At 43.9% G+C, this 25,013-nt stretch carries 21 protein-coding genes; 12 read left to right on the forward strand and 9 right to left on the reverse strand.

The window, feature by feature from the left end:
* Both VB714_RS03260 and VB714_RS03265 read right to left on the reverse strand, forming a co-directional pair.
* Nucleotides 1-967 (reverse strand): ATP-dependent 6-phosphofructokinase (locus VB714_RS03260; protein ID WP_323221134.1); only part of this gene is annotated, 967 nt, incomplete at its 3' end.
* 147 nt (nucleotides 968-1,114) lie between these two features.
* Nucleotides 1,115-6,130 (reverse strand): protein kinase domain-containing protein, encoded by a 5,016-nt coding sequence (locus VB714_RS03265; protein ID WP_323221136.1) that lies wholly within the window; start codon nucleotides 6,128-6,130, stop codon nucleotides 1,115-1,117.
* A 116-nt stretch (nucleotides 6,131-6,246) separates the two neighbouring features.
* On the opposite strand from VB714_RS03265, the gene VB714_RS03270 reads away from it, so the two are divergent.
* Complete coding sequence (locus VB714_RS03270; protein WP_323221137.1) at nucleotides 6,247-7,428, forward strand: serine hydrolase domain-containing protein; 1,182 nt, start codon at nucleotides 6,247-6,249, stop codon at nucleotides 7,426-7,428.
* Between the two features lie 347 nt (nucleotides 7,429-7,775).
* On the opposite strand, the gene VB714_RS03275 is transcribed toward VB714_RS03270, so the two are convergent.
* Nucleotides 7,776-9,326 carry a dolichyl-phosphate-mannose--protein mannosyltransferase gene (locus VB714_RS03275; protein ID WP_323221139.1) on the reverse strand — a complete coding sequence of 517 codons (1,551 nt, stop codon included), beginning with the start codon at nucleotides 9,324-9,326 and terminating at the stop codon, nucleotides 7,776-7,778.
* A gap of 156 nt (nucleotides 9,327-9,482) precedes the next feature.
* Between VB714_RS03275 and thrC the strand changes: the two genes are divergently transcribed.
* The 6 genes from thrC (at nucleotide 9,483) to VB714_RS03305 (ending at nucleotide 15,110) form a co-directional block, all read left to right on the forward strand.
* Nucleotides 9,483-10,787, forward strand: a complete 1,305-nt coding sequence (gene thrC, locus VB714_RS03280) for a threonine synthase (protein ID WP_204103229.1) — start codon at nucleotides 9,483-9,485, stop codon at nucleotides 10,785-10,787.
* Nucleotides 10,788-10,973: 186 nt separating this feature from the next.
* Complete coding sequence (locus tag VB714_RS03285) at nucleotides 10,974-11,249, forward strand: MoaD/ThiS family protein (RefSeq protein WP_323221141.1); 276 nt, start codon at nucleotides 10,974-10,976, stop codon at nucleotides 11,247-11,249.
* A 90-nt stretch (nucleotides 11,250-11,339) separates the two neighbouring features.
* A complete protein-coding gene (locus tag VB714_RS03290) occupies nucleotides 11,340-12,116 on the forward strand; it encodes a hypothetical protein (RefSeq protein ID WP_323221143.1) in 777 nt (258 codons plus the stop codon).
* Between the two features lie 23 nt (nucleotides 12,117-12,139).
* The gene (locus tag VB714_RS03295) at nucleotides 12,140-13,216 is read left to right on the forward strand and encodes a nucleotide kinase domain-containing protein (RefSeq protein WP_323221145.1); all 1,077 of its coding nucleotides are present in this window, start codon (nucleotides 12,140-12,142) and stop codon (nucleotides 13,214-13,216) included.
* Entirely contained in the window at nucleotides 13,216-14,106 is an 891-nt protein-coding gene (locus tag VB714_RS03300) for a nucleoside triphosphate pyrophosphohydrolase family protein (protein ID WP_416309592.1), read from the forward strand. Before VB714_RS03295 ends, VB714_RS03300 begins: the two co-directional genes overlap by 1 nt.
* Before the next feature lie 98 nt (nucleotides 14,107-14,204).
* Nucleotides 14,205-15,110 carry a formylglycine-generating enzyme family protein gene (locus VB714_RS03305; protein ID WP_323221149.1) on the forward strand — a complete coding sequence of 302 codons (906 nt, stop codon included), beginning with the start codon at nucleotides 14,205-14,207 and terminating at the stop codon, nucleotides 15,108-15,110.
* Nucleotides 15,111-15,152: 42 nt separating this feature from the next.
* On the opposite strand, the gene VB714_RS03310 is transcribed toward VB714_RS03305, so the two are convergent.
* Nucleotides 15,153-17,009, reverse strand: a complete 1,857-nt coding sequence (locus VB714_RS03310; RefSeq protein WP_323221151.1) for a CHAT domain-containing protein — start codon at nucleotides 17,007-17,009, stop codon at nucleotides 15,153-15,155.
* 94 nt (nucleotides 17,010-17,103) lie between these two features.
* Here VB714_RS03310 and tyrS point away from each other — a divergent pair, with 94 nt between their 5' ends.
* The 3 genes from tyrS (at nucleotide 17,104) to VB714_RS03325 (ending at nucleotide 20,041) form a co-directional block, all read left to right on the forward strand.
* Nucleotides 17,104-18,327, forward strand: a complete 1,224-nt coding sequence (tyrS, locus tag VB714_RS03315) for a tyrosine--tRNA ligase (RefSeq protein ID WP_323221153.1) — start codon at nucleotides 17,104-17,106, stop codon at nucleotides 18,325-18,327.
* Between the two features lie 135 nt (nucleotides 18,328-18,462).
* Complete coding sequence (locus tag VB714_RS03320; protein ID WP_323221155.1) at nucleotides 18,463-18,585, forward strand: hypothetical protein; 123 nt, start codon at nucleotides 18,463-18,465, stop codon at nucleotides 18,583-18,585.
* 139 nt (nucleotides 18,586-18,724) lie between these two features.
* Nucleotides 18,725-20,041 (forward strand): hypothetical protein, encoded by a 1,317-nt coding sequence (locus tag VB714_RS03325; protein WP_323221157.1) that lies wholly within the window; start codon nucleotides 18,725-18,727, stop codon nucleotides 20,039-20,041.
* Between the two features lie 23 nt (nucleotides 20,042-20,064).
* On the opposite strand, the gene VB714_RS03330 is transcribed toward VB714_RS03325, so the two are convergent.
* Nucleotides 20,065-20,487 carry a hypothetical protein gene (locus VB714_RS03330; RefSeq protein ID WP_323221159.1) on the reverse strand — a complete coding sequence of 141 codons (423 nt, stop codon included), beginning with the start codon at nucleotides 20,485-20,487 and terminating at the stop codon, nucleotides 20,065-20,067.
* A gap of 204 nt (nucleotides 20,488-20,691) precedes the next feature.
* Between VB714_RS03330 and VB714_RS03335 the strand changes: the two genes are divergently transcribed.
* Nucleotides 20,692-21,033, forward strand: coding sequence for a hypothetical protein (locus VB714_RS03335; protein WP_323221162.1), 342 nt, complete (start codon nucleotides 20,692-20,694; stop codon nucleotides 21,031-21,033).
* A 59-nt stretch (nucleotides 21,034-21,092) separates the two neighbouring features.
* A complete protein-coding gene (locus VB714_RS03340) occupies nucleotides 21,093-21,890 on the forward strand; it encodes a Uma2 family endonuclease (protein ID WP_323221164.1) in 798 nt (265 codons plus the stop codon).
* 39 nt (nucleotides 21,891-21,929) lie between these two features.
* Here VB714_RS03340 and VB714_RS03345 read toward each other — a convergent pair whose 3' ends face one another.
* The 4 genes from VB714_RS03345 to psbN form a co-directional block, all read right to left on the reverse strand.
* Nucleotides 21,930-22,973: an anthranilate phosphoribosyltransferase family protein gene (locus VB714_RS03345; protein ID WP_323221166.1), complete on the reverse strand. Its 1,044-nt coding sequence runs from the start codon at nucleotides 22,971-22,973 to the stop codon at nucleotides 21,930-21,932.
* A 123-nt stretch (nucleotides 22,974-23,096) separates the two neighbouring features.
* Nucleotides 23,097-24,107: a LysR family transcriptional regulator gene (locus tag VB714_RS03350; protein WP_323221167.1), complete on the reverse strand. Its 1,011-nt coding sequence runs from the start codon at nucleotides 24,105-24,107 to the stop codon at nucleotides 23,097-23,099.
* 110 nt (nucleotides 24,108-24,217) lie between these two features.
* Entirely contained in the window at nucleotides 24,218-24,679 is a 462-nt protein-coding gene (locus VB714_RS03355; protein WP_323221169.1) for a ubiquinol-cytochrome c reductase iron-sulfur subunit, read from the reverse strand.
* Nucleotides 24,680-24,762: 83 nt separating this feature from the next.
* A complete protein-coding gene (gene psbN, locus VB714_RS03360; RefSeq protein WP_323221171.1) occupies nucleotides 24,763-24,894 on the reverse strand; it encodes a photosystem II reaction center protein PsbN in 132 nt (43 codons plus the stop codon).
* Between the last annotated feature and the right edge of the window lie 119 nt (nucleotides 24,895-25,013).

A 25,013-nucleotide genomic window follows, 5' to 3' on the forward strand; every position in this document is an offset into this window, starting at 1 on the left:
CCATCCATGCCACCATTAAGTCCTCTTTTCCGTGATAAATCAAGTCTACCGCCGCAATCCCAAAAGCCGAGGCTAAAATGCGATCGATGGTAGAGGGACGACCTCCCCGTTGAATGTGACCCAAAACCGTGACGCGGGTTTCTGCCCCCGTACATTTCGAGATATTATCCGCAACATATTGGCCAATTCCCCCCAAACGACATTCGCCAAAATGCTGTACTTTTTCCAGTGTGTCTCCTGATTCAGTACTGACGGCTTCGGAGACGACAACAATTGAAAAATGCGTCCCTGCATTTTGCCGATCGCGGATTTTTTGGCACACTTTATCGAGATTATAGGGAATTTCGGGAATGAGAATTACGTGAGCGCCCCCAGCAATGCCGGCGCGGAGGGCAATATGTCCGGCATCTCGTCCCATCACTTCCAAAACCATGACGCGATCGTGGCTGGCGGCGGTAAAGTGAAGGCGATCGAGGGCTTCTGTGGCAATATCTACGGCGGTACTAAAACCAATGGAAAGTTGGGTATGCCCTACATCATTATCAATGGTTTTGGGAATGCCAATGAGCTTAATGCCCCCTTGCTGGGCAATGCGTCGTAAAATGGCTAAACTGCCATCGCCCCCAATACCGATCAAGGCCTCTAATCCCAGTTGATGATAGCCTTCAATGATTTCTTGCGAACGATCTTTCAGCGTGCCATCGGACATAGGAAAGGCGAAAGGGTTGCCTTTATTAGTGGTTCCTAAAATCGTTCCGCCTTGAGTGAGAAGAGAATCGACTTTATCCAGCTTGAGGGGCATAACATTAGGAGGTCGGCTTAATAAGCCCATGGTTGCCCCTTTGATGCCCAATACTTCCCAGCCGTATTTTCCGACGGCACGGTTAACTACTGCCCGAATAACGGCATTTAAGCCCGCACAATCTCCGCCACTCGTGAGAATACCAATGCGTTTGGGTTCTCCCATCTCTGTTTTTTCCTCGTAATCGTCAAATCATCAGCAGAATTAAGATTTTTAATCCTACTTTCTTTTTCTTTTCCCAGCGAACGGGGAGTTTTATTGAGAGTATTGTGGAGGAGCGATCGCCACATTCCTCATTTTGTGGGATTGATTTTAGATTTCATCGCGATCGCCAGATTCTCCGCTATTCTTGGCTGCTTCTGCTTGTAAAAACTGCACAATTTCCTGGCGATCCTGTTGCTGGGCAAATTCAAGTGGGGTCAAGTCTTCACTATTTTTAGCGTCAAGATTGGCTCCAACTGCAACGAATAGCTGTACTAAAGATAATTGATTGGTGGCGATCGCCCAATGGAGAGGAGTGCCGCGATCGCGACTGAAGGCGTTAACATCTGCCCCTGCATCGAGGAGTATTTGAGCAATGGTGACTCTTTGTACCCAATGCAGAGGGGTGCGATTGTACTCATCGCGGACGTTCACATCAGCTTCTCGGGCGATCAATATTTCCACAATATCGGAGGAACCTTTATCGACGGCGATATGGAGGGGAGTAACTCGGCCGGAAAAGCGATTGGACTCTGCTTTAGCGCCGCTATCGAGGAGAAGTCTGGCAACTGCAAAACTATTATCCACCAAGGTGCATTGCAATAGAGAAATGTGTTTCTCTTCTCCCAGAGAGGAAAGAAATTCCCGCGCGACCAAAACATTAGGGTTGCCTCCGCGATAGAGATAAGCACTCACGGTAGAAGGATTCCGGCAGAGATCGGGAGGGGTAATGCCGACGGAACTGGGAAGAGTCCATTTAAACGAACTCAAGACGATCGCCGCTACTAGGAGGGCAGTTCTACCCCCTTGACCGATATTTTGCCAGAGTTTTTGCAGCAGGGCAGAAGGGCGAAGAAAGGATGAATGAGGAATGATGGGGGAGGAAGGATGAAGCCGTGAGAAAGGACGACGTAGTGAAAAAGATTTTTGGGGTACTGGCTCTTTTGGCGCGGCTTTTTGGCGCTTTTTGCCTTGGCGCGATCGCCAAAACTGTTTTAACCCGATCGCGGCCAAAATGGCGAGTAGAAGTCCGCAGACCAGTTCCGGACTCACCCACTGTTGGGCGATCGCGGTTTCTAATTGCGTTCCCGCCCCACTGACGAGGAGTAAAAGGGCAATAGTCGGTATATATCCCAGCTTGATTTTCAGGCGCTTACAGGCTTTTAAACCCGGTAGAATTGAAACGGGATAAGGATAAAATAAGCCGGCGATCGTCCCCATCAATACCAATCCGAAGCCAACCCCTAAAATTGCACTGGCTAAAGGAATCCAACTGATAGGTGCATTAATCGCCCCGACTGTCACCAATACCGCCGCCCCAAATAAAGACCCTAACTGAACGCTGGGATTGCCCATCTGACGGCTGGTATAGTATCCTCCCATAAACGCCATTGAACCCAAGGCCAGCAGGATCGCGTTTAAATCGCCAGATTTCAAGATTTCCACCGCCAAAGCCATTCCCGACCAAGCTAAGAGGAAAAGAATGCCTAAATAACTCCAAGGTAAAGGTTGTCGCTGTTCTGCACTCTTCTCCTCGGGGGGTGTATCGGGTAATGTGGCGGCGGGGGGGACGTGCAACCATAAAAAAGCCTCTAAATAGGGTTTTGCGCCTTCATCCCAGGCGATCGCCTCGCGTTCTGCCAATTCCCAATCAAGCAGCCAAACCTTACAATCCCCATCCTGACTGGCAGAAATGGCGTAACGACCGTCAGCACTCAATCTCGCGGCGGTAATGCTATCTCGATGTCCCTCGAACACAAAGACGCATTCCCCGTTTAAAACATTCCATAATCGTAGGGTGCCATCCTCGCTCCCAGAGAGTAAAATACGTCCATCGGCACTAAAGTCCACACAAGTTACGGCTCCTTCGTGACCTTGGAGAACCCGCAAACAGCGACCCACAGCAACCGCCCATAATGCCACGGTGCGATCGCTGCCTACCGATGCACCATAATGCCCCTCGGGACTCAAACGAACAGAATTCAGTCTCCGACCCCCAGAGGGAACCGCTTGTAAACATTCTCCCGTAGCCACCTGCCAATATTTCCATGTCCCCGTTGACTCATTCCCGATCGCTTCCATCCCCCAAGCATCTTCTTCGTTTCTCGAACCGGTTTCGCAGGAGAAAAGATAGCGCCCATCGGGGCTAAAACCTACGGCGGGGATGGGGGTTTGATGACCCTGCCAGCGACGGAGTAACCTTTGGGTTCCCACTTCCCATAATAATAGTTCTCCGTTCGCGCAGCCGGCGATCGCATAGCCACCATCGGGACTAAAACTGACGGAGAGGGGAATGCTTTGATTGCCGGAAAAGCGAGATTTACATTGACCGCTTGACAGATCCCAAATTTGTACGCCGCCGCCATCTCCTCCTATCAGTAAATACCGACCGTCTGGACTCAGATCGAGGGCGACGGCGCTTCCCAGGGAGTCATTTTGACAAGTTACGAGAATATCTCCGGTCCTGGGGTGCCATAACTGTACGCTTTTATCGTTGCCGGCGGTTGCGACCCATTCCCCTGAAGCAGAAAGGGCGATCGCATTGATGCGGCTGTGATGGGGACTGACGCTTAAGACTTCTCGCGCCCCTTTTAATCTCCTGCGGGGAAAATGATTGTAGAGACTTCCCCAAAGAAAAATGCCTCGTTCTTCCCATTCGTAACCCGGTAGCGATCGCAGTCTCTGCAAGCATTCTAAGGCACCTGGGTAATTCTCTTCTTCCATCAGCAGGGAGCCGCGAGCCAATTCCTGTTCGTAGATTTCTTCCACGGAGAGTAAATCTACCCCTTGCTGCCTGCGACAGAGGCGAAAGGGGGCTAGGGGTGCCGGGGAATAACAGTTCACTTGCCATAATTTCGTGCCTTGAACTCCTCCGGTCAAGGCATAGCGTCCGTCGGGGGCGATGGCAATGGTTGCGATCGCCTCGGCTGTAACAAAAGTTCGCAGACATCTTCCCGTTTTCAGACACCATAATTGCAAGTCGCTTCCTCCAGAAAGGGCGTAGCGTCCATCGGCACTGAGGGCAAGGGATTGAATCTGGCGATCGGTTTTAATGGTTCGCAAAATGCGCCCAGTGGCAAGGGACAGTAATTGCAGGTTGCCGTCCTCTATTGCCGCCAAACACGATCGCCCGTTGGAGAGTAGGCAAATCTCTGTGACGCGGCCGAGGTTATCAAATTGGCGCAACGGTTTCCCTTCGGTCAAATCCCAGATTCTCGGATCGGCTTCAGCAGATAAGCCATAACGTTGAGATGCCAGCAAGAAAATCGGCGTACCATCTTGCAAGCAGGTATAGAGAATCTTTTGGGTGGCAACTTCCTGTAGTGTCAGGGTCATCCCCTCGCGGGACAAAATATAACGACCATCATCACTAAAAATCTTGTGGTCTAAGGCATTAGGACTCAAGGATGTTTTCTTTGGTTCTTCTGTTCTTTTACTGCGGCTTTCTCCTGCTTGACCGACCCAAAATACTGTGCCTAGGTCTTCTGAGGATTGCCGATCGGAATCTACCGTAGCGAATACTTCTGGGAAATCAGCCAATTGCGCGGGGATGTCATTGGGTTGATTTGGTGAGGTTTCCCAGATATTTATGTTTTCAAAGGTACACAAACATTTCCCAATCATTAAACTCCACAATTTGAGGATCGGGCCGAATTGTCCTTGGGAAAGGGAGATAATGTAGCGATTATCTGGGGCGATCGCAATGGAGAGGATTTCTCCTTGACAATCTCCCGCAAAAATATGATTCTGATTAGTTTTAAAGTCCCATAGTTCTAGGGTGCCATCTTGTTTTCCTGATAATCCATAGCGTCCGTCAGCGCTGAAACACACTGCATTAACGGCTTTAGGACGAATGGCGACGGGTTGTTTGCCTGGGAGGTTGAGAAGCTGATATTTGGACTCGGGCAGCCTGGTTTGGGCAAGGGCGAGGGCGTTTTGACCTTCTGGGTTTGCGTTTCCCGACTGTAAGCTAGAAAAGGACGCGATCGCCGCTTGGCAGTCGTCTCGTTCTAAATGCACCCAGCCCAAAAGATAGGCGGTTAAATCGTCTTGAGGATCGAGGGCGTTGCTTAAGACTTGCAGGAGTCGTTCGTCGTTGGTATAGCGCCCGCGCCACAATAATAACCCCCAGTTATAGGTCGATTCGGGGTGGTTGGGCGAGATGCGACGGGCTTCGTCCCAACAGTTGACGGCTTCCTGTTTGCGCCCCAGGTCGATGAGGGCAACGGCGCGATTATTGAGGATATCGGCGCGATATTCGCTGACGTTGGGTTCCTGACGCGGATAAACTGTACCGATCGCCTCCTGATAAATTTGCCTCAATCTCTCGGCACAAAAGCGTAAATGAGGGGGTCGCTGATGTTCGTCTTGCCAGCAATATTGCAGCAATTCGGCGACTCCGTGAGGCATTGCGGGCAGATATGTCTCTGTTTCTCGGGCGTGTTGGTATTGTTCTAAGGCTTCTCTGGCTTGGCTTCCCTCTTCCCAGGTTCGTTTCCCTTGAAACATTTCTAAAACCGTTAAGCCCCAACTCCACAGATCGCTGCTAGGGTTATAACGATTGTGCTGCAATTGTCCTGGTGCGGCATAGGCGGCCGAGGGACTGCCTAAATTTACCCAACCAAAATCCGTAATTTTGGCAATTCCTTGTTCTGCGATCAGGATATTTTCGGGTTTGATCCTACCGTGAACTGTACTGCGTTCGTGGGCATAGTGCAATCCCCAAGCGGATTGGATGGCAATATCGAGGATGCGTTTAAGTACACCTTTACGCTCGCCGCGATACAGGCGATCGCGATCGAGCCAATCTCTTAAACTGCCTCCTTCAACATATTCAGAGACGATCGCCAAATTGTCCTCAATGGGGCGGGTGTAGTAACAACTGGCAATATGGGGATGCAGGGCTAAATTGACCCATGTTTCTAGTTCTTGTTCGCATCTTGAGGCACCTCCTACGGTCTCCATAAACTCTGGAGATAGCACTTTCAGCGCCACATCAATTGCCCATGCCTTATGTCGGGCGAGGTAGACTGTCGCTAATCCTGCCTTATTCAAGGTATTTTCGATCGCGTACAGGTCTAGAAGGGTGTTGCCGACCTTCCACTGACTGGAAAACCGAGCCTGCATATTTTCCTCGTCCGTATAGTTATGCTAGAGCGTCTTCCGATTTTAACGCAACTTGTGCCATCATTTACAAATAACAATTTTTGCGTCATTAATTATTAATAATTGCGGGTTGAAAAATGAGCATTAAAAGAATTTATACTGGTGTTTTTCTGGTTTTCTTCGGTTTTCTTGCCGCTTGTTCTCAAAATACGGTCTCAAATTTCTCTGAAATAGCAGTGAGTGCTTCTCTTTCCGATCGCGATCTTTCTCTTCTGGCCGATCGCGTTTCTGATTGGATTGAAGCGCGTCAAGAGGAGGATAATATCCCTGGGGTTGCCGTTGCTTTAGTACAGGGGAATGAGATTATTCTACAGGCAGGTTTTGGCGATCGCGATATCGCCAAACAACGCCCTGTCACTCCTGATACTTTATTTCAGATTGGTTCAACTCATAAATCGATGACGGCGTTATTAATTGCGACGTTAGTTGATGATGGTATTCTCGATTGGGATACTCCTGCGATCGCGATCGACTCCGATTTTGAACTGGACGATCCCGATAGTACCCAAACTGTTACTTTGCAGCATTTGTTAAGCATGAGAAGCGGGATTCCTGATGATGCTGAAGATGAGTTCGATCTGGATAATTCCGAGGCGGAAGATGTTTTTGAATATTTAGCTGAGGTTGAATTATTAGGAGAACCGGGAGATGTTTTTGGTTATAGCGATTTAGCGGTTTCTTTGGCAGGATATTTAGCGGTTTTAGCTGTAGATGAAGATGAGGAGGGATTATATGAAGGTTATGCTCGATTATTACAAGAACGAGTTTTAGATCCGATCGGTATGAAGGATAGCACAATTTTGACCAGTGAAGCGATCGCCAATCCCAATTATTCTCGATCTTATATTTTAGAAGATGGGGAACTCTTAGAAGCAGAAACTGAAGATTTTGATGGCGATCCTCTCGCCCCTTCTGGTTCCTTAAAAGCCAGTATAACTGATATGGCACGTTATATTAGTACCCAAGTGAATAGAGGTATTGCACCCAATGGCGATCGCGTTGTTTCGGAGGAAAATTTATTGAAAACATGGCAACCAAAATGGGGAAGTTATGCAATGGGATGGGAAATTGATGAATATCAAGGAATTGAGGTAATTGCCCATGAAGGTTCTTACGACAATTTTGTGAGTATTATTGGCATTATTCCCGAATATAATATCGGTTTTGTTGTGCTAACAAATTGCGAGGATACCGCATCTTCTTTGATTGAGGAAACACCCCAAAAATTAATAGAATTGGCTGTTGATATTCAGTCCTAAAGAGAACAGTTAAGGGTACATCTCCATTTTACAAAAATACGAGGTTTGTTGTTGTTACTCTTAGCCTTAGTGGTCTGTCATACTTAAAATGACAATTATAGCCCGATCCGCCAGGGATTGAAAATCCCCGTCTCATATAAAAAATCCATTGAAATGGATTGGGTAATTTTGAGATTGCATCTAATCTTAACAGATTCAGTCCTCTTCAGAGGACTTCTTATATGAGACAGGGAATTATATTCCCTGGCGGATTGTAAGCTAGAAAGATAGTTTCATTATCGACATAGTTTTTCAACTTTCATAAGTTCAACAACAAGCCTATTTTTGATTTTGAGATGCACCCGCAATTAAACCCAATTATCAAACCACATTCGTAACTGATACCCATCTGGAGAAAGAGGAAGTCCGAGGTAAATGGGCAACCAAAAAATAAAAGCCAGAATAATAAAGATAATCGTAACAAGGCCAATTTGACGAGAAATATATTGAGAACTATGCAGCCAATTATCGACAATCCATGCACTGGCTAAGATTGCAAAAACGGAGGCTCCCATATAATGATAAAGAAATGTACATCGTGTTACTTTTAACCAAGGTAGCAAATTTGCACCGTAATTTAACACTAAAAATAACATCAACCAAATACTCGGTGCAACTGGCGATCGCGAAAATTTTCTGCGCCACAAATTTAGCAATAAAAACAAACAGAGAATGGCGATCGCCAGGGTAGAAAACCACCACAAGATCGGGTTTCCCATTGCATGAACATCATAAACAATGCTACCCATCCCACTCGGTAAAGGAGGATAAGCAGGAATCATTTCTTCAACATTCTGCACCTTCTGATAAAAATAAGCCACAGGTCGCCCCATAATTAACCAACTATACCAAGGCGAACAATAAGGGTGAACCCCTGGACCACTGCCAATTTTTTGATGAAAAGAAAGGATTGCTTTTTGCATTTCCCAGAATCCAGGTTTAGGATTCATCAACAGATGAGGAACCCAAGTCAAACAATAGGTAAAAACAGGAATACATCCCAAATACCAAATAATATGTAGCAGATTGAGAGAAGTTAAATGAGTTAAAGGGAGTTGATTGTATTTACCATTTCCAAGCCGATTTGTAGGGGTTAAGATCGCGATCGCCCAAGCTAAAAACCACAGCAGATAGATTCCCAATAAAAACCCCAATCCATTCCATTTTATCCCTGCTGATAAGCCAAAAAATATCCCCGCTAAAATCAAAATTTGCCAGCGAGGACGGCGATCGCGGAAAAAGTCATTGACGCGATCGCTAACAATACGAAGGAGACGAAATTTCCCGACTTTATAACTTCGCAAGCGACGAATTTTGCGCTGTCTCGATTTGGGATATTCTTGTAAAGCAAATAAAACGCATAACTGTCCCAATAAACCAAATAAAACTAAATAAATATTGTTCAACCCATAACGCGACTCCACCAAAAACAACCCATCTAAAGCTGCAAATAAAGCCGCGATCGCCCCATAACTGCGGCGATAGGTCAGAAGATAGGCGATCGCGCCAATAACGACAGGAACAAATGAACCTGTTAGCGCATTAAACCAACGATAACTAAAAGTTGTTCGCAACGATCCCGTTAATGTATTAGTTGTTTCTTGTCCAAAAGGTAAATGAGATCCCAGCCAAATTCCCACAGCCAAAATGAGTTGACTTAAGGGGGGATGTGTGTTATAGACCGTTTCGCCAAGTAAATAACGATTGGCAAATACGGGATAGTACACCTCATCAAAAACTAATGTATTAAATTGTTCCAAGCGCCAAAACCGCAACCCTAGGGAAAACAGGAAAATCCCCACCAAAGCGAGTTTAAACCAAGGAAATGAACGAAAAACGGGTTGTTTGTCAACAATCATCGAAAAATTGGGTTGCGGGGATAAGTTTTTCCTCCTTCATACTTTATCCCTCATCCTTACTTTTTTAATCCCGACTAAATTAGTCGGGTATGTTTGACGGTGTTTTTTATCTGTGTTAGGATTTCTTTCAACCTGTAGATGGAAAGATATAAAGCCATGACCCAAGCGATCGCCACTCAACCCAAAAGCTCCTCAGCCACCTTCACCAAGCTGGTTTCCAAGGAAGGAGGACATGAATACGACTTACTCCCCATCAATATTTGCGAACATACCTTTGCGCCTTTAGAAGTGCAGTATGATTACGATGCCATCCGCCGCCAAGTCAGCCGGGAAAGTATCGCCGCCGGTCCTAACTCCATTTGGCGCTATCGTCCCTTTCTACCCGTTGCTACCGATAATGTGATTGATGTGGGTACGGGGATGACTCCCTTAGTGCGATCGACTCGTTTGGCGCGTCGTCTGGGTCTTAAAAATCTTTATATTAAAAATGATGCCGTCAATATGCCAACTCTTAGCTTCAAAGATAGAGTCGTTTCCGTGGCATTAACCCGCGCCCGCGAATTAGGATTTACCACCGTCTCCTGCGCTAGTACAGGCAATTTAGCCAACTCTACGGCGGCGATCGCGGCTCATGCAGGGCTTGAATGTTGCGTATTTATTCCCTCAGATTTAGAAGCAGGTAAAATTTTAGGAACATTAGTTTACAATCCGACGGTAATAGCGGTAAAAGGCAATTACGATCAAGTTAATCGCCTTTGTTCGGAAGTTGCGAATACGAAAGGATGGGGCTTTGTCAATATCAATCTTCGCCCTTATTATTCAGAAGGATCTAAAACCCTTGCTTTTGAAGTTGCAGAACAATTAGGCTGGAAATTACCCGATCATATTGTTGCCCCAATTGCCTCTGGTTCCCTCTACACCAAAATTTGTAAAGGCTTCCAAGAATTTGTCAAAGTCGGCTTAGTAGAAGATAAACCCGTGCGTTATAGTGGAGCCCAAGCAGAAGGTTGTTCTCCGGTTGCCCAAGCCTTTAAAGAAGGTCGAGATTTTGTCACTCCCGTTAAACCAAATACCATTGCCAAATCCATCGCGATCGGCAATCCTGCGGATGGAATTTACGCCCTAGAACAAGCACGAAAAACCAACGGTCACATCGAATCTGTCACAGATCCAGAAATTATTGCAGGGATGAAACTGTTGGCAGAAACTGAAGGAATTTTCACAGAAACGGCGGGAGGAACAACCATTGCTGTACTGAAAAAATTGGCAGAAGCAGGTAAAATCGATCCTGAAGAAACCACTGTTGTTTATATCACTGGAAATGGCTTAAAAACCCAAGAAGCCATTCAAGGTTATATCGGCGAACCCTTAACCATTGATGCCAAACTCGACAGTTTTGAGCGAGCTTGGGAACGGGCGCAAACCTTAGATCGTGTAGACTGGCAACAAGTGTTAGTCTAAGCCAAAACTTTGCGAAGAAAGAGTTAAAATAATATAGTTAGGACTTACGCATTAACGGGCAAGATGTCCGCACTACCATAACAGGAGAAGACGGTAGTGGGAGCGTCTCGCTCCCTAGCTGCGTAAGTCCTAGTAGTTTCTCTCTTTCCCATTATCCATTCAACATTACCTCTTACCCAAGACAAAATGGCTGTTAAAGTATTAGTTCCAACCCCCCTGCAAAAGTTCACCAACAACGAAGCCACAATTGAAGCCAGTGGCGGCAATATTACCGAGTTAATTGATGCCTTGGAAACAAGTTTTCCTGGTATAAAATCGAGAATTTGCGATGAGTCTGGAAAGCCCCGTCGCTTTATTAATTTCTATGTCAATAGTGAAGATATTCGCTTCATGGATAACGAAAATACTGCGTTGAGTGATGGAGATGAAGTGAGTATTGTTCCTGCTGTTGCTGGGGGTTAGAATAACAGAAAAGTAGTAAGGTGGGCAATGCCCACCTTGGCTAAATATTGGTTAAAAAACAGTTAAAAAACATTATATATAGCAAATACTATGGCTCTCTTTCTTGAAGAAGAAAATCTATCTTATGCTTGGGGTCGTGCATTTTTACATATTATGGAAAATCCGGGGACGGAGATATCTCCTCTCCTGATTAGTCTGACAGGTTTTATTGATGGTTTACCCCAAGAAGATAAACAAGTTCGAGAATGTCTAGATAGATGTTTATTAGATAAAGAAAAACAAAAAATTGATACAGTAGCGAATACAATTTTTCCCGCCTCTTATTTATCAAAACAAAGATATATAAACGATAGAAAGAAAATTTTTGAAACCTATCTCAAATGTTTTCAAAAAATCCAAAAATCAGCTCCCTCAAAAAATAAACGAGGAACTTACTTTGAAAGACTTATTCATTTTAGTGATGACGTGGAGGAGTATGGAAATCAACTCGAATATATTATTTCACAATATCGATCGCGTCCAGGAGTTAGAAGAACAATGTTCCAAGCATCCATTTTCGATCCTAGAAGGGATCATGTTGGCAGTGCTCAACTACCTTTTCCCTGTCTTCAGCACATTAGCTTAATCCCTCAAAAAGATCGATTAACACTCAATGGATTCTATGCAACTCAGCAAATTTTTGAAAAAGCCTATGGTAATTATATCGGACTTTGTCGTTTAGGAAAATTTATGGCTCGTGAAATGGGCTTAACTTTTGAGAGATTAAATTGTTTTATTGGTGTCGCAAAAATAGATACAATCAATAAGAGTGATCCAACTATTGAGTCTCTTAAAAAGATTCTTCATAAAAATTCAGAAAATACCTAGGATACAATTTACCAAAAATAAAAATGTCAAACACACAAAAACAAAGCCAGCAGCTTATTATTGATTTTGATAAACCGATAGATTCCTCAAATACTAAACTAGAAATCTCATCACTTATTCCTAACGCAAAATCTACTATTGTTTTTGATAGTTATTGGCATTTTGCTGTAGAAAGACAGAATATATTTTTCAAAAGATTTGAAGATGCACCTTTACCTTGGACTACAGATCCAATTCTTGAAAAATATAAATTCACAAATGCTTACCGTGCTAGCGATCGCACTAGCCTATATCTAATTCGCAATGTTATTTATAGAGAAGACTTACCTTCAACCATCAATGAGGTATTTTTCAGAATACTTTTGTTTAAATTATTCAATAAAATTGAAACTTGGCAATTGCTTGAAAAGGAAATTGGTCATATTACTTTTGCCGATTATACCTTTGAACGCTACAACGAAATTCTGACTAAAGCAATGGATAATAATCAGAGTATCTACTCAGCAGCTTATATTATGCCATCTGGCGGTAAGACTTTTGGATACCAAGTAAAACATCGAAATCATCTTAAGTTAATTGAGCGAATGATGGCAGATGAATTACCAAAGAAACTTCAAGATACTCCCAAAATGGAACAGGGATTTAAAATGCTACGAGAATACCCAACAATTGGTAATTTCCTTGCTTATCAGTTCATCACTGATATAAACTATAGTGAGATAACAGACTGGGACGAAATGGACTTTGTAGTACCTGGCCCCGGTGCTCTTGATGGTATCAGTAAATGTTTTACAGATATTGGCGAACGTAATGAATCGGATATAATAAAAGATGTAACTGAGATTCAAGAGGAGGCATTTAAACACCTAGGACTAGATTTTCGTTCTCTTTGGGGACGAAAGCTACAACCTATTGACTGTCAAAATCTCTTCTGCGAAGTCGATAAATATGCTCGAGTCAAACATCAAGATATTTTAGGGCGATCGGGTCGAAGTCGAATTAAGCAAAAGTACATCAGAACTCAAAAATCAATTGATTACTGGTATCCTCCAAAATGGCAGATAAACTCAGCGATCCAAAAAGAAAAAGGAAAAAAATGATGAATTTTCAGGAATATCAAAAACAGGCCAAAAAAACGGATCTAAATCCTCGGAAAGAAGATAAAGAAGATAAGGGGATAATCATTCCGCTACTGGGTTTAGTGGGGGAAGCTGGTTCATTACTTTCTGAATATAAAAAATACCTTCGTGACGGAGAGGCTCATACACGTTTTAAAGACGGAATATCAGAAGAGTTAGGTGATTTATTATGGTATCTTTCCAATATAGCTAGTAAATTTGACCTTGATTTGGAAAAGATTGCTAATGATAATCTAGAGAAATGTAAAAACCGATGGGGATTACAGTCTTCAGAAAGAGTAAAACCTCAAACATTTTCTTTTGATCGAGATTTTCCCGATTCTGAACGTTTACCTCGAAAAGTTGAGATCAGAATTACCCAAGTTAGTGAAGATGATTTGGTAAAAATGCAAGCATTTGTTAATAAAGAAAAGATTGGAGATGATTTAACCGATAATTCTTATACAGATGATGGATATCGCTTTCACGATATTTTTCATTTTTCCTATGCTGCTGTTTTAGGTTGGTCGCCAGTTGTTCGTAGCAATTTTAAGCGTAAGCGTAAAAGCGATTCCAAAAAAGATGAGGTGGAAGATGGAGGACGTGCAATAGCGATTGAAGAAGGTTTATCAGCTCTGATTTTTAGCTATGCTAAGGATCATGAATTTTTGAAAGAAACTTCCGTATTAGACTATCAATTGCTTAAAACTATTAAGAGTATGACTTATCATTTAGAAGTTTCTAAATGTAACCTTAGTGATTGGGAAATAGCTATTTTGGAAGGCTATAAAGTTTGGAGACAAGTTAAAGAAAATAATGGCGGACTTGTTATTATCGATCTTGATTCACGCTCTATAAGCTATCAATCATAATAGAATGGTATTGGTATTATATATCTAGATCGTACTCAGTGCAGTCGATGCGTGTCCAGTGTTAGAAGAACATCATAAAATAAAAATTTTGGACAGAGATGAATAAATTTCTTGCAATAGCGATCGCCACATTTATTGTAATTGGCTGTCAGTCCCAAAGATCGCCAGAAAAAGCGATCGCCAATTGCGGAGATGATGGGGAATTTATTCTTATTCCCAAAGGCGAATTTATTGCAGGAAGCGATCGCACCGAACAAGATTATGCTTACCAAATATCGGCCGTAGCGACGGCCAAAACTCCCGCAGATATCCCCAAAGAAGAGCAATTATTGCGCCAAAAACATTGGTTTGACGGAGAACCTTCTCGCCAAACTATTTCCCTTCCAGACTTTTGTATCCGTCGCAATTTAATTACAAACAAAGATTATCAAACTTTCATAAAAGAAACTGGCTATTCTTCCCCTGGAATCTCCGCAACCGACTATCAAAAACAAGGATTTCTCGTACATCCCTATACAGAAGTTCAACCCTATTTATGGCAAAATAAAAACTATCCCGAAGGAGAAAATAAACACCCCGTTGTGTTAGTTTCTTATGAAGATGCTCGTGCTTTTGCAGAGTGGAAAAGCCAACAAAATAACTATACTTATCGCTTACCCACCGCGCAAGAATGGGAAAAAGCAGCACGATCGACCGATGGACGCTATTTTCCCTGGGGGAATTACTGGCAAAATGATGCCACGAACTTTGGGGGAAGCGATCGCGATCGTACCAGTGCGATCGCCGCATATCCTCTCAGTCAAAGTCCTTACGGTGTAGAAGATATGGCTGGTAACGTTTTTGAATGGACTAAAACTCTCACAAAAAGAGGAGAGCAGAATCGTGCTATTCTTAAAGGTTGTTCTTGGGACGATCTCCCCGGTTTTTGTCGCAGTGCTTATCAACATACCCGTCCCATTGAATCTCGTCATATTCTCTTTGGTTTCCGTTTAGTTCGAGAATAGAATAATAAAATAAACTTATATTTTTTTCTGAAGACCAAACAACTACAATGGACTACCAATTAAAGTAAAACTCGACCAGTAATAAGGATGAGAAAGACTGGCATTTCGCATAGCGATCGCTTCAGGAACCAATCCTGGATTTCTTTCCAACTTCTTCCATAAGTCTTCACTCAAGACAACCTCCCCTCGCAACATCGCTAATTGAGCCTGTCGCAAGGCTTCAGATTTTAGGGAAGTATCAGTTAAATTATTATAAAATTCTCCCATAAGAACAAGAGTACCGAGATCGCTGACATACCAAAGACTCGCTAAAACCGATTTGGCACCCGTTTGTAAGGCCAGTCCAGCAAACCCCAATTCTGCTTGTTCATCCCCGAAAGCCGTGCGACAGGCACTTAATACCAAAAGATCGACAGGAGGATTATTCCAGTTGAGTTTTCCCAATTCATTTAAAGTAAGTTTGCGATCCCATAATTGAATATAGGAATTGCTTGGATGTCCTGGTTTAAATTCCGCATGAGTGGCGAGATGAATAATACGAAAGGGAAAAAGACGACGCTGCAATTGCAAATTTTCGAGGGTAAAATCTTCATTCAGAAATGTTTTTTCTGAGGCTGAGTTTTGGATTAAAGCTAATTCTAAAGGAATGGCGGGAAGAGGTGAATTTTCGCGAAATTGAGAGGCTCCCATTGCTAATATACGAGCATTTTCTAGAGGATTATAAAAAGTATTTGTAAGGCTAAAGCTGGGAATAATACTAGAACTATATTTTTCCACTAAAAACTGTTCGCCATCGTGTAGAGCCGCTAGAGGAATACTTCGCAAACCCGTATCGAGGGAAAAGAGTAGCGTATCGATTTCTTGTCTTTCTAAATGGGAAGCAATCGGAGCAATCAACCATTGATAAAGTTGTTGGGAATAGGGTAAATAGTTGCGATGGGTGCGAGTAACACCACTGGTAATCTGACGGCGAAATTCGGCAGCGACAGCTAGAGTATATTCTGGTGTTAGGTCGTCAATTCGTTTGATAACTGGATATCCTTCGGCGGTAATTAAAATTAATTCTAAGTTATGGGGATGACTGGTAACATAAATTAAAGCCAATTTTTGTCCGGTTTGGCGTTCGATCGCCTCCAAATTCTTCTGTATTACCGTCAGAGAAATATGATCTTCCTCATCACTAAAACGAGTACCAAAATAATCTTCAAAGGCTTTGCGGCGACTTTGTTCGATATAATCGACCACCTCATTAGTGAGTTCGTCATTAACCCAAATCCCTTCCTGCCGATCGCCATTGGCAAAAACTAAAATTCCTCGTCCATTGCGGCGATCGTTGCGAAATTCTCCTTCGTAGCGATCGCCATTCGCAAAGATAAATTGACCCTCTCCACTGCGCTTATTATCGCGAAATTCCCCTTCATAGCGATCGCCGTTGACAAAGTAAAAAATCCCCCTCCCGTTGCGCTTGTCGTCGCGAAATTCCCCTTCATAGCGATCGCCATTCGCAAAAATTAAGCGACCAATACCATTGAGCTTGTCGTCGCGAAACTGTCCTTCGTAGCGATCGCCGTTAATAAAATAAAAAATCCCAAAACCATTACGCTGACCATCGCGAAACTGTCCTTCATAGCGATCGCCGTTGACATAGAGAAATAAACCCTGGCCATTTTCCTCACCGTCGCGAAACTCCCCTTCGTAACTGTTACCATTACCGTAGCTGCAACGACCTCTACCGTTAAGCTGTCCCCCTTGAAAGTCTCCCGTACATTCCGTTCCATCCGGGAGAGTGATAATATTGGCTTGAACCGAATTGATGTTTCCTGTCCAACTGGTCAAACTGAGTACCATGGCGATCGAGATGATGCAACAGTTTTTTCTGCGTTCTTGGTATCCAGTCATAAAGAGACTTTACCCTACAATCTGCGGCCTTTTTCTTAGCTTATAACTTATTTGGTTGGTATTCTAATGTTAAACCATCAACTTATCGAATCTCATGGCCGATCGCAATTTAAACCCCGATATGACTTGGCTTTCCCGAGGAATTAGCGAACTGTTCCCCCATCGCCCCGAGTCAGATGACCCCGCAGAAAATTTAGCTTGTTTGTTGGCAAAGAGCGATCGCCCTTTACGAGTAAAGTTAGGAATAGACCCGACGGGATCGGCACTCCATCTCGGTCATAGCATTCCTTTCCGAAAATTAAGGGCGTTTCAGGATGCGGGACATACTGCGGTGGTTATCATTGGGGATTTTACGGCTCAAATTGGCGACCCGACGGGGAAATCGGAAGTTCGTCGCCAACTGACCCCCCAAGATGTGCGAGATAATGCTAAAACCTATTTGCAGCAATTGCGCCCAGTATTAGATTTTGACACGCCCGATCGCCTGGAAATTCGCTATAACTCAGAATGGCTGGCTAAACTGGATTTAAAGGAAATTCTGGGGTTATTGACGACAATGACGGTGGGGCAAATGTTGGCAAAAGAGGGGTTTTCCGAACGCTACGAGAAGGAAAATCCCATTTACTTACACGAATTTCTCTATCCTTTAATGCAGGGTTATGATTCCGTCGCCGTAGAAGCGGATGTGGAGTTAGGAGGAACGGATCAGAAGTTCAATTTAGCGGTGGGACGGGACTTACAGCGCCATTTTGGTCAAAAACCCCAGTTTGGTCTATTATTGCCTTTACTTTTGGGATTTGATGGCGTTAATAAGATGTCTAAATCTCTCAATAATTATGTGGGATTGACTGAGGATGCCCTCTCCATGTATTCCAAGTTGGAAGGGACTCCCGATGCCCTCCTGGAGCAGTATTTCGAGTTGCTAACCAAGTTACCTTTGGAGAGTTTACCGGAAAACCCCAGAGAGCGGCAAAAATTACTCGCATTGGATATAGTGGCTCAATATCACGGTGGAGAAGCGGCAAAGGAAGCCAAAAAAGCGGCGGAGTCTTTAAGCAAAGGACAACAAATTGCAACGGAATCTGTTCCTGAATTTCCTTTAACTGAGGTCACATTTCCTGCCAAATTGTATTATATTCTCGGTGCGAGTGGTTTATGCAAGAGTGGCGGTGAGGGTCGCCGCCAGATTCAAGGAGGGGCGGTGCGCTTAGATGGCGATCGCATTAGGGATGTTAATCTTGAATTTCCTTCCCCTGGGGATCTCGATAATAAGGTTTTACAAGTGGGCAAGAAAAAATTCGTGCGTTTGATGGCCTAAATTTAACTTTACAAATCTTAAAACTTTATAAGAGAAGTGCCAGCGATCGCAAGTTCAAGATTAAACTGAATTCAGAAAAAGCAATATGTAGCATTGCTCTGCTACTTCAATTAAATCAAAAATCAGGAGAATCGAATGAAGTCCAACCTAGTTAAACCAGAGCAATTCTTAATCATTCTCGCACTGGCTGGGCTAAACGTATTTGCTTTTCTGGCCTTGCTTAATAGTTTTCAAGGAAATTCTTGGGGATTATTTTAATTCACTTTGCTCATTTCTTTTGTTTTCATTATTTTCTTGAAAATCTTCTTCATCTGTTTTACAGTGAAAAGGATTTTAATATTATTTATTTCATCACATCTTGATGGTTTAAGCGTTTATAGTCTTCTTTGAGAATTTAATGGGAAATAGGCAACAGGCAACAGGCAACAGGCAAGAGGTAGAGAGCAAAAAAAAGTTGGGAATTGCAACAATTTTCCGGCGCGATCGCTGGTTATTTCCGCTTTTAATGGGGTTAACCAGTCGCACTCTAATTGTTATCGCAATGGTGTTTATTGCGCCTTTACTGTCGGTTCCAGAAGGTGCTAGAAGCGTCCCTCAAGGTTGGGGTGTATTTTTTGCTTGGGATAGTGCAGCTTATCATGCGATCGCGGTAGAAGGCTACCATTATGTTAACGATGGCCAGGGCTATAATGTTGCTTTTTTTCCCTTACTTCCCTTGTTGACAAAACTGGTGATGAGTTTGGGATTGCCATTTGATGTGGCTGCAACACTGGTGAATAGTTTTGCTTTTTTAGGGGCGTTATTTATTCTCTACAATTGGCTAGAAAGTTGTCAAGGAAAAAGTGTCGCGCGATGGTCAACGGTCGTTTTAGCATGGTGTCCATTTTCTCTATTTGGGACAGTAATTTATACAGAAGGATTGTTTTTATTATGCAGTACAGCAGCCTTGACTGCATTCCATCGCCAGCGTCATTTTTTAGCGGCTTTTTGGGGCATATTAGCAACGGCAACCCGCATCACAGGGTTAGCAATTGTTCCTACTTTTTTGCTGGCTTCATGGCGAAAACGCCTTCCTTTTCGAGCTTATCTTGCTAGTTTTCTGTCCAGTGGTGGTTTAATTTTATATAGTTTATATTGTTGGCTGCAATTTAATGAACCATTAGCTTTTCTCAAAGTGCAGAAAGCCTGGCAACCCGAGCAAGATTTTTTTGGTCAAGGATGGCTAATTATGTTCGGTCAAATTCTGTTCGGTCATGCCAATATGAAAGCAGGAATATTAATCGATCCTTGGCATCCTTTAATGATTATTACGATTGGTATTTTGGGTTTCTTATTAGGGGAATTTCGCGATCGCCTTCCCTCTGTCGGGGTTGATATTGGCTTCAGTTTATTATTCTTGGCTTTATGGTTAATTGCTGGAGATCCTTTTCTCAATACTGTGATGGTTTTGGGGGGAATTTATGTGCTTTGGCATACCCGTAAAAAAATCCCCGCGATCGCGCTAATCTATGCTTTTTTTAGTTTCTGTATCATCTTTAGTTCGGGTCGAACGACTTCAGCAGAACGCTACGTTTACGGGATTATCTCTACCTCGATCGCTTTGGGAATTGTTTTCCAAAAATATCCACGTTGGGGTTATATTGTCACAGTCTTTTTTGCCTTGTTACTGTTCTTATTTGGGTTGCGTTTTGCTCAACAGCAATGGGTCGCTTGATTTGGTAGAGAATATAGCCTTAGTTACTGACGGATTGAAAGAGTATAGTTAAATTGGCTATTGGCACCCAAGAGATCGCCAACGATAACCGTATATTCTCCAGCCGGCCAATATCCAGCAATATTAGCTTCTCCATTGATGGCACGAGTACAAAAACGACCGTCAGGACCTTCAATTAAAAGAGTAGGTTCGCCCCCTGCTACATTAATTTTAATTTCCATCGAATCAATATCCGTATCGAGGGTAATGACATGATTGGGGCTATTACTAATAAAACCGCAATCATTGGTGTTGACATTACCTCCCGATAGCCCGTTTAAGGTCTTGTTATAACCGGATTGAGGTCTAATGGCGATAGTTTCCGCAAGCGTTGCCCCAGCATGGAGAAAGCTAACCGCGATCGCCGTTGAAAATAGAGTTTTAAGCAATGATTTGATCTGTAGCATGATTTTTATCCTCAAAATTCGTCTAATACCTAATTATGACGCGGAAAGGCTTATTTTCCGGTTAGGATGGTACTGTCCTTCAATTGGCTAGATTGAGTACAAGCTCGTTCAACTGCAATTTTTTATTTGATAATAAGTATAGTCGCTAATATTTTCCTGTAGCGATCGCCAAATTCGTAAACCTGATATTCCACTGATATTGCCATGAACTCTCCCAACAATCGCGATTTAGAACAAAAACTACAAGAACTAGAGAGAGAGCTAGATCGAGCCGCAAGTAAGACCGAAACGAATACGGCTGTCGAACCCGAAATTCAGCCAAATTACTCAACCTCAAATTCATTAAACTTCGATGGCGTAGCGACAAACCTCAAAAATGGCTTCAATGCCCTACCTCCTGCCGGAAAAATCGTCGTTGCCCTAGTTGCAAGCGGTTTTGTCTTGTCCGTCGTTAGCGGTGTTTTACGCCTGTTGACTTCTTTGATTGTACTGGCGATCGTCGGCACTCTCGGCTACTGCGCTTACCAATGGTTTATCAAGGATTAATAAAACTGCACAAAAATCCTGCATTCAACCGCACAAAACCGAATTCATTGTGTATAGAAATGACTTCAACCTTTAAGCGTCCCATCCAAACCGATCCCCCCTTGTCTCCCCGGCAAACCCTGCCGACTATGTACGATTTACCCAGTGAAAATCCGGAGGATCCTGGTTTGCCAGACGAATTTCATATTTGGCAGCCCCAAATGCTGCTTTTAACCTTTAAACCCCCCAATTGGGATGCGAACCGCGTTTTTTCAGCCACAGACCTTTATCTGTACTACGATCCGATCCAGTTACGTTGGTACAAGCGTCCAGATTGGTTTGGAGTCGTGGGTGTTCCCCGACTCTATGAAGAACGAGATTTGCGCCTGAGTTATGTCTGCTGGCAAGAAGAAGCCAATCCTTTTGTAGCCCTTGAACTCCTGTCTCCTGGTACAGAAAATGAAGACTTGGGGCGCACTTCAAGGCGATCGAAAGCCCCTCCCACAAAATGGCAAGTTTACGAGCAAATTTTGCGAATTCCCTATTATTTCGTTTTCAGTCGTTATACCAGCGAATTGCAAGCGTTTCATTTGGTTGGCGGTCATTACGAACCTGTCTCCCTCACTAATGGGCGTTTAGCTATTCCCGAACTGGAGTTGAGTTTTGGTTTGTGGCAAGGCTCTTATCAAGGTCTCGATCGCCTGTGGGTACGCTGGATGACCCTAGACGGGGCGTTAATTCCTCTACCTGAAGAAATGGCCGCCGCCGCCGAAGAGAGGGCTAATTCGGCGGAAGAGAGGGCTAATGCTGCCGAACAACGCGCCGAACAATTAGCCGCACAATTGCGGGAATTAGGAATCGATCCGGCGACTTTGTAGTTCGCAACATTATTTTTTTATAAGGGCGATCGCATTCCTCTAAGCGATCGCCTTTTTAATGTCTTCTAATTTCTGGCTCACTTGTCCTGAAGTTAACAACGATTCTGCTCTTCCTATTGCTGTCTCTAAATCTTCGCAGATTCCGCAACGCCAAAGATAAAACCCCCCATTCCAGAGAACTGCGGGCAATAACTCCAATGCTTTTCCTTGTAAAAGCCCCTGCATTTGGGCGAAAAGTTGCGTTTCGGAGGTCAAAGGCACCTCTTTTCCTCCCAAATTGTAATCTTTAGCGTTGAGTTTTAAACGCTGAATTTCCGGATTATCTGGGTTGTAAACAGAAATAATCGTCGTGCGATCGCGCGGCAGATCGCAACTCCCTTCCAAACCTTTAATTAAGGTGTAATTTTTCACCCCCCGCAACGCCAAAGCACCCTGCATAAACTGTTCCGTCGGAGGATGAACAAACCCCGCAGCCAGGTGAAATTCCCCTTGATAGGGCGGCCAAATTAGCTCTACTGTTGCAAAAGGAGGACGCTTGCCAATTTGATCGCGATAGGTCACTAATCCTTGAGCAAGGGGAAATTGTTGAGGAAGATAAAGAAAACCGATTCCCGTTTTTTCTAAGAGGTTTTGGACTTGTGGGAGGGAAAGTTGCGTAAAATCCGCACCTAATCCTTGCCAAATGTCTTTGAGGGGAATGCCGTATTTTGTCGGCATGACATCTCCTCCATGTTGAATGACGGGAACCCCGGCTGCTGACAAAATGAGAGCAGTGAGAACCGTTACTGGAGCATGACGCGATCGCCCATCGTAAGGCGTTCCCATAATCGTTACGGTGGGAGCATTCGGCCAAGATTTTAAGCGCATTCCCAATTGATCATAAGTATCAAGCATCCCGGCTAATTCTTCGCTGGTGGGGCGTTTGATACGATGGGCAATTAAAAATGCACCAATTTGAGCCGGAGTTGCCTCTTGGGTCAAAATTGCCTCAGTCGCTTGGGCGGCCTCTTCTCGGGTTAAATCTTTACCCGTATGGGGACCGCTACCTATTTTTTTCAACAATTCTCGAAAAGCATTACTCATAAGGGAACCAGAAAACGGAGAAATAGAGAATAGAGAATAGAGAAATAGAGAATAGAGGATAGGACTTACGCAGCTAGTGGTCTGTCAAGGATTTTTTGGCGAGCAAGGGCGATCGCGATAACCCTAATCCATTTCAATGGATTTTTCGTATGAGACAGGGATTTTCAATCCCTGGCGGATCGGGCTATACTCGTCATTTTTTTTCTGGGGTTCTTTTTGTAAGGTTTGACGGACTAAGTTGCAAAAATGTTGGATGGGAGGGATGAGAAGGCGATCGCAGGTGGTAACGAGAACAACTTGACGGGTTAAATTGCTATCTTCAACACTACCACTGGGAGAATTAGAAGCAGCAATACTACGGATGGCAAGGGAGGGATCGTTTTTGGCTTCGACGAGTGCGCCCTGGGGAAGTAGCGCGATCGCGTCTCCTTGTCGCACAACACCGCGAAAGGCATCGAGGGTATTCAGTTCCATGACCACTTGCAGGGTTGCACCCAGTTTCTCGAAACGCTCTTGGACTAAGCGCTGCATCCCATACCCGTCCTTAAAAACCACTTGAGGATAGCCGATTAATTTTGACCAAGGGACGCGATCGTATTGGCAAAGGGGATGATAGGCGGCCATTAAGATTTGTACGGGTTCGTGATACAGAGGCTCTACAATCGTTTCCGGGGAAGCCGTTAAAAATTGATTGTTCATCACGATCGCCACATCAACCAAATTATCCCGCAAAACCTTCAGGGCGCGATCGCTACCCAAAGCAGTAACTCGCAATTGAACTTCAGGATAGTCTCGGCAAAATTGTTGCAGGATCGGCGGTAAATAATGGGCGCAAGCTGAATGAATAGCAGCGACACAAAGTTCCGGTTGTTTGCCATCTCGCAATTCGCCGACTTCTCGGGTGGCATTATTCCACTCTAAACAGATCCGTTTAGCCCTCGAGAGCAATTGTTCCCCGGCGATCGTCAATTTAACGCGGGCGGTACGATGAAACAGGGGCAAACCTAATTCGCTTTCAAGAGCCTGTATTTGGCGACTGATAGTGGATTGGGTGATACCGCACTGTTTCGCTGCTTGTCCGAAGTTTCCGGCCTCAGCTACGGCTAAAAATGCCTGCAATTGCTCAATCCGCATAGAGTCTATCGTAAAATCGCATTATTCCATTCGTTCAAGACTCTAGCGGATTTAGGCGATCGGTTTGGTAGAAAGGGATACATCCAAGCGGGGTAATTCTCTCAACTTAATTAACTCGTTTTTACCCAAATAGAATCACCCTCCTCTTTAACTTCATAACTGGCGAGAGCAGTTTCTGCCGGACCCTCAATCACTTTTCCATCTGTGGCAAATTTAGAACCGTGACAAGGACAGGCTAAATTCGCATCACTGGCTCTCCATTCGACATCACATTGTTTGTGAGTACATTTTATGTTCACGGCAGAGAGAGTCTCATCTGGATTACGAACAACGATCGCTGCCAATTTTTTATCGGTAATATAGCCATCTTGACTGAGTGCGGCGACTGTTCCCACCAGCACAAATCCATCTGCATCGGGTTGACTTTGACTCGCTGTTTCTGAACTTGTTTCACTGCTTGAAGAAGGACTCTCTTCTGAAGAATCCTCAGAAAAACAAGCCGCGATCGCCACAGGCAAAGAGGTTGCCAGTATACCAGTACCAAACCAGCGCAAAAATATACGACGTTCCATATTTTAAATTCCTTGAATGGTGTTCTTTAAATTTAGTGGGTGTTAAACTAACAAGAGTAATTAAAAGTTGAGTGAGACTAACTTTAATCTTCGTGTTCGTCAAAAGGATCGAGTAATTCCGCCGAAGGTGCGCCAAAAGACATATAGATCGAATATGCTGTAACGGCCAGCAATAAAACACCAATGCCAATAATAAAAACTGTTGCGGGTTCCATTTTTTAAGTTTGAAGATGAGACCGATAGCTCTATAATATTACGAGACATTAACAAAATGTCACTTTCATTCATTTTTGACTATTCATTTTTGAGATTATGGCACAGCGCACGTGGTTGG

This window comes from Spirulina sp. 06S082 (assembly GCF_034932145.1).
Lineage (GTDB): Bacteria > Cyanobacteriota > Cyanobacteriia > Cyanobacteriales > Spirulinaceae > CCY15215.

Bases quoted from the DNA above. Each gene is read 5' to 3' on its own strand.
- VB714_RS03300 (WP_416309592.1), top strand. From the start codon at position 13,216: ATGAATTTTCAGGAATATCAAAAACAGGCCAAAAAAACGGATCTAAAT.
- VB714_RS03350 (WP_323221167.1), bottom strand. From the start codon at position 24,107: ATGCGGATTGAGCAATTGCAGGCATTTTTAGCCGTAGCTGAGGCCGGA.
- thrC (WP_204103229.1), top strand. From the start codon at position 9,483: ATGACCCAAGCGATCGCCACTCAACCCAAAAGCTCCTCAGCCACCTTC.
- VB714_RS03305 (WP_323221149.1), top strand. From the start codon at position 14,205: ATGAATAAATTTCTTGCAATAGCGATCGCCACATTTATTGTAATTGGC.
- psbN (WP_323221171.1), bottom strand. From the start codon at position 24,894: ATGGAACCCGCAACAGTTTTTATTATTGGCATTGGTGTTTTATTGCTG.
- VB714_RS03310 (WP_323221151.1), bottom strand. From the start codon at position 17,009: ATGACTGGATACCAAGAACGCAGAAAAAACTGTTGCATCATCTCGATC.
- VB714_RS03270 (WP_323221137.1), top strand. From the start codon at position 6,247: ATGAGCATTAAAAGAATTTATACTGGTGTTTTTCTGGTTTTCTTCGGT.
- VB714_RS03330 (WP_323221159.1), bottom strand. From the start codon at position 20,487: ATGCTACAGATCAAATCATTGCTTAAAACTCTATTTTCAACGGCGATC.
- VB714_RS03355 (WP_323221169.1), bottom strand. From the start codon at position 24,679: ATGGAACGTCGTATATTTTTGCGCTGGTTTGGTACTGGTATACTGGCA.
- VB714_RS03265 (WP_323221136.1), bottom strand. From the start codon at position 6,130: ATGCAGGCTCGGTTTTCCAGTCAGTGGAAGGTCGGCAACACCCTTCTA.
- VB714_RS03275 (WP_323221139.1), bottom strand. From the start codon at position 9,326: ATGATTGTTGACAAACAACCCGTTTTTCGTTCATTTCCTTGGTTTAAA.
- VB714_RS03345 (WP_323221166.1), bottom strand. From the start codon at position 22,973: ATGAGTAATGCTTTTCGAGAATTGTTGAAAAAAATAGGTAGCGGTCCC.
- VB714_RS03335 (WP_323221162.1), top strand. From the start codon at position 20,692: ATGAACTCTCCCAACAATCGCGATTTAGAACAAAAACTACAAGAACTA.
- VB714_RS03320 (WP_323221155.1), top strand. From the start codon at position 18,463: ATGAAGTCCAACCTAGTTAAACCAGAGCAATTCTTAATCATTCTCGCA.
- VB714_RS03285 (WP_323221141.1), top strand. From the start codon at position 10,974: ATGGCTGTTAAAGTATTAGTTCCAACCCCCCTGCAAAAGTTCACCAAC.
- tyrS (WP_323221153.1), top strand. From the start codon at position 17,104: ATGGCCGATCGCAATTTAAACCCCGATATGACTTGGCTTTCCCGAGGA.
- VB714_RS03340 (WP_323221164.1), top strand. From the start codon at position 21,093: ATGACTTCAACCTTTAAGCGTCCCATCCAAACCGATCCCCCCTTGTCT.
- VB714_RS03290 (WP_323221143.1), top strand. From the start codon at position 11,340: ATGGCTCTCTTTCTTGAAGAAGAAAATCTATCTTATGCTTGGGGTCGT.
- VB714_RS03325 (WP_323221157.1), top strand. From the start codon at position 18,725: ATGGGAAATAGGCAACAGGCAACAGGCAACAGGCAAGAGGTAGAGAGC.
- VB714_RS03295 (WP_323221145.1), top strand. From the start codon at position 12,140: ATGTCAAACACACAAAAACAAAGCCAGCAGCTTATTATTGATTTTGAT.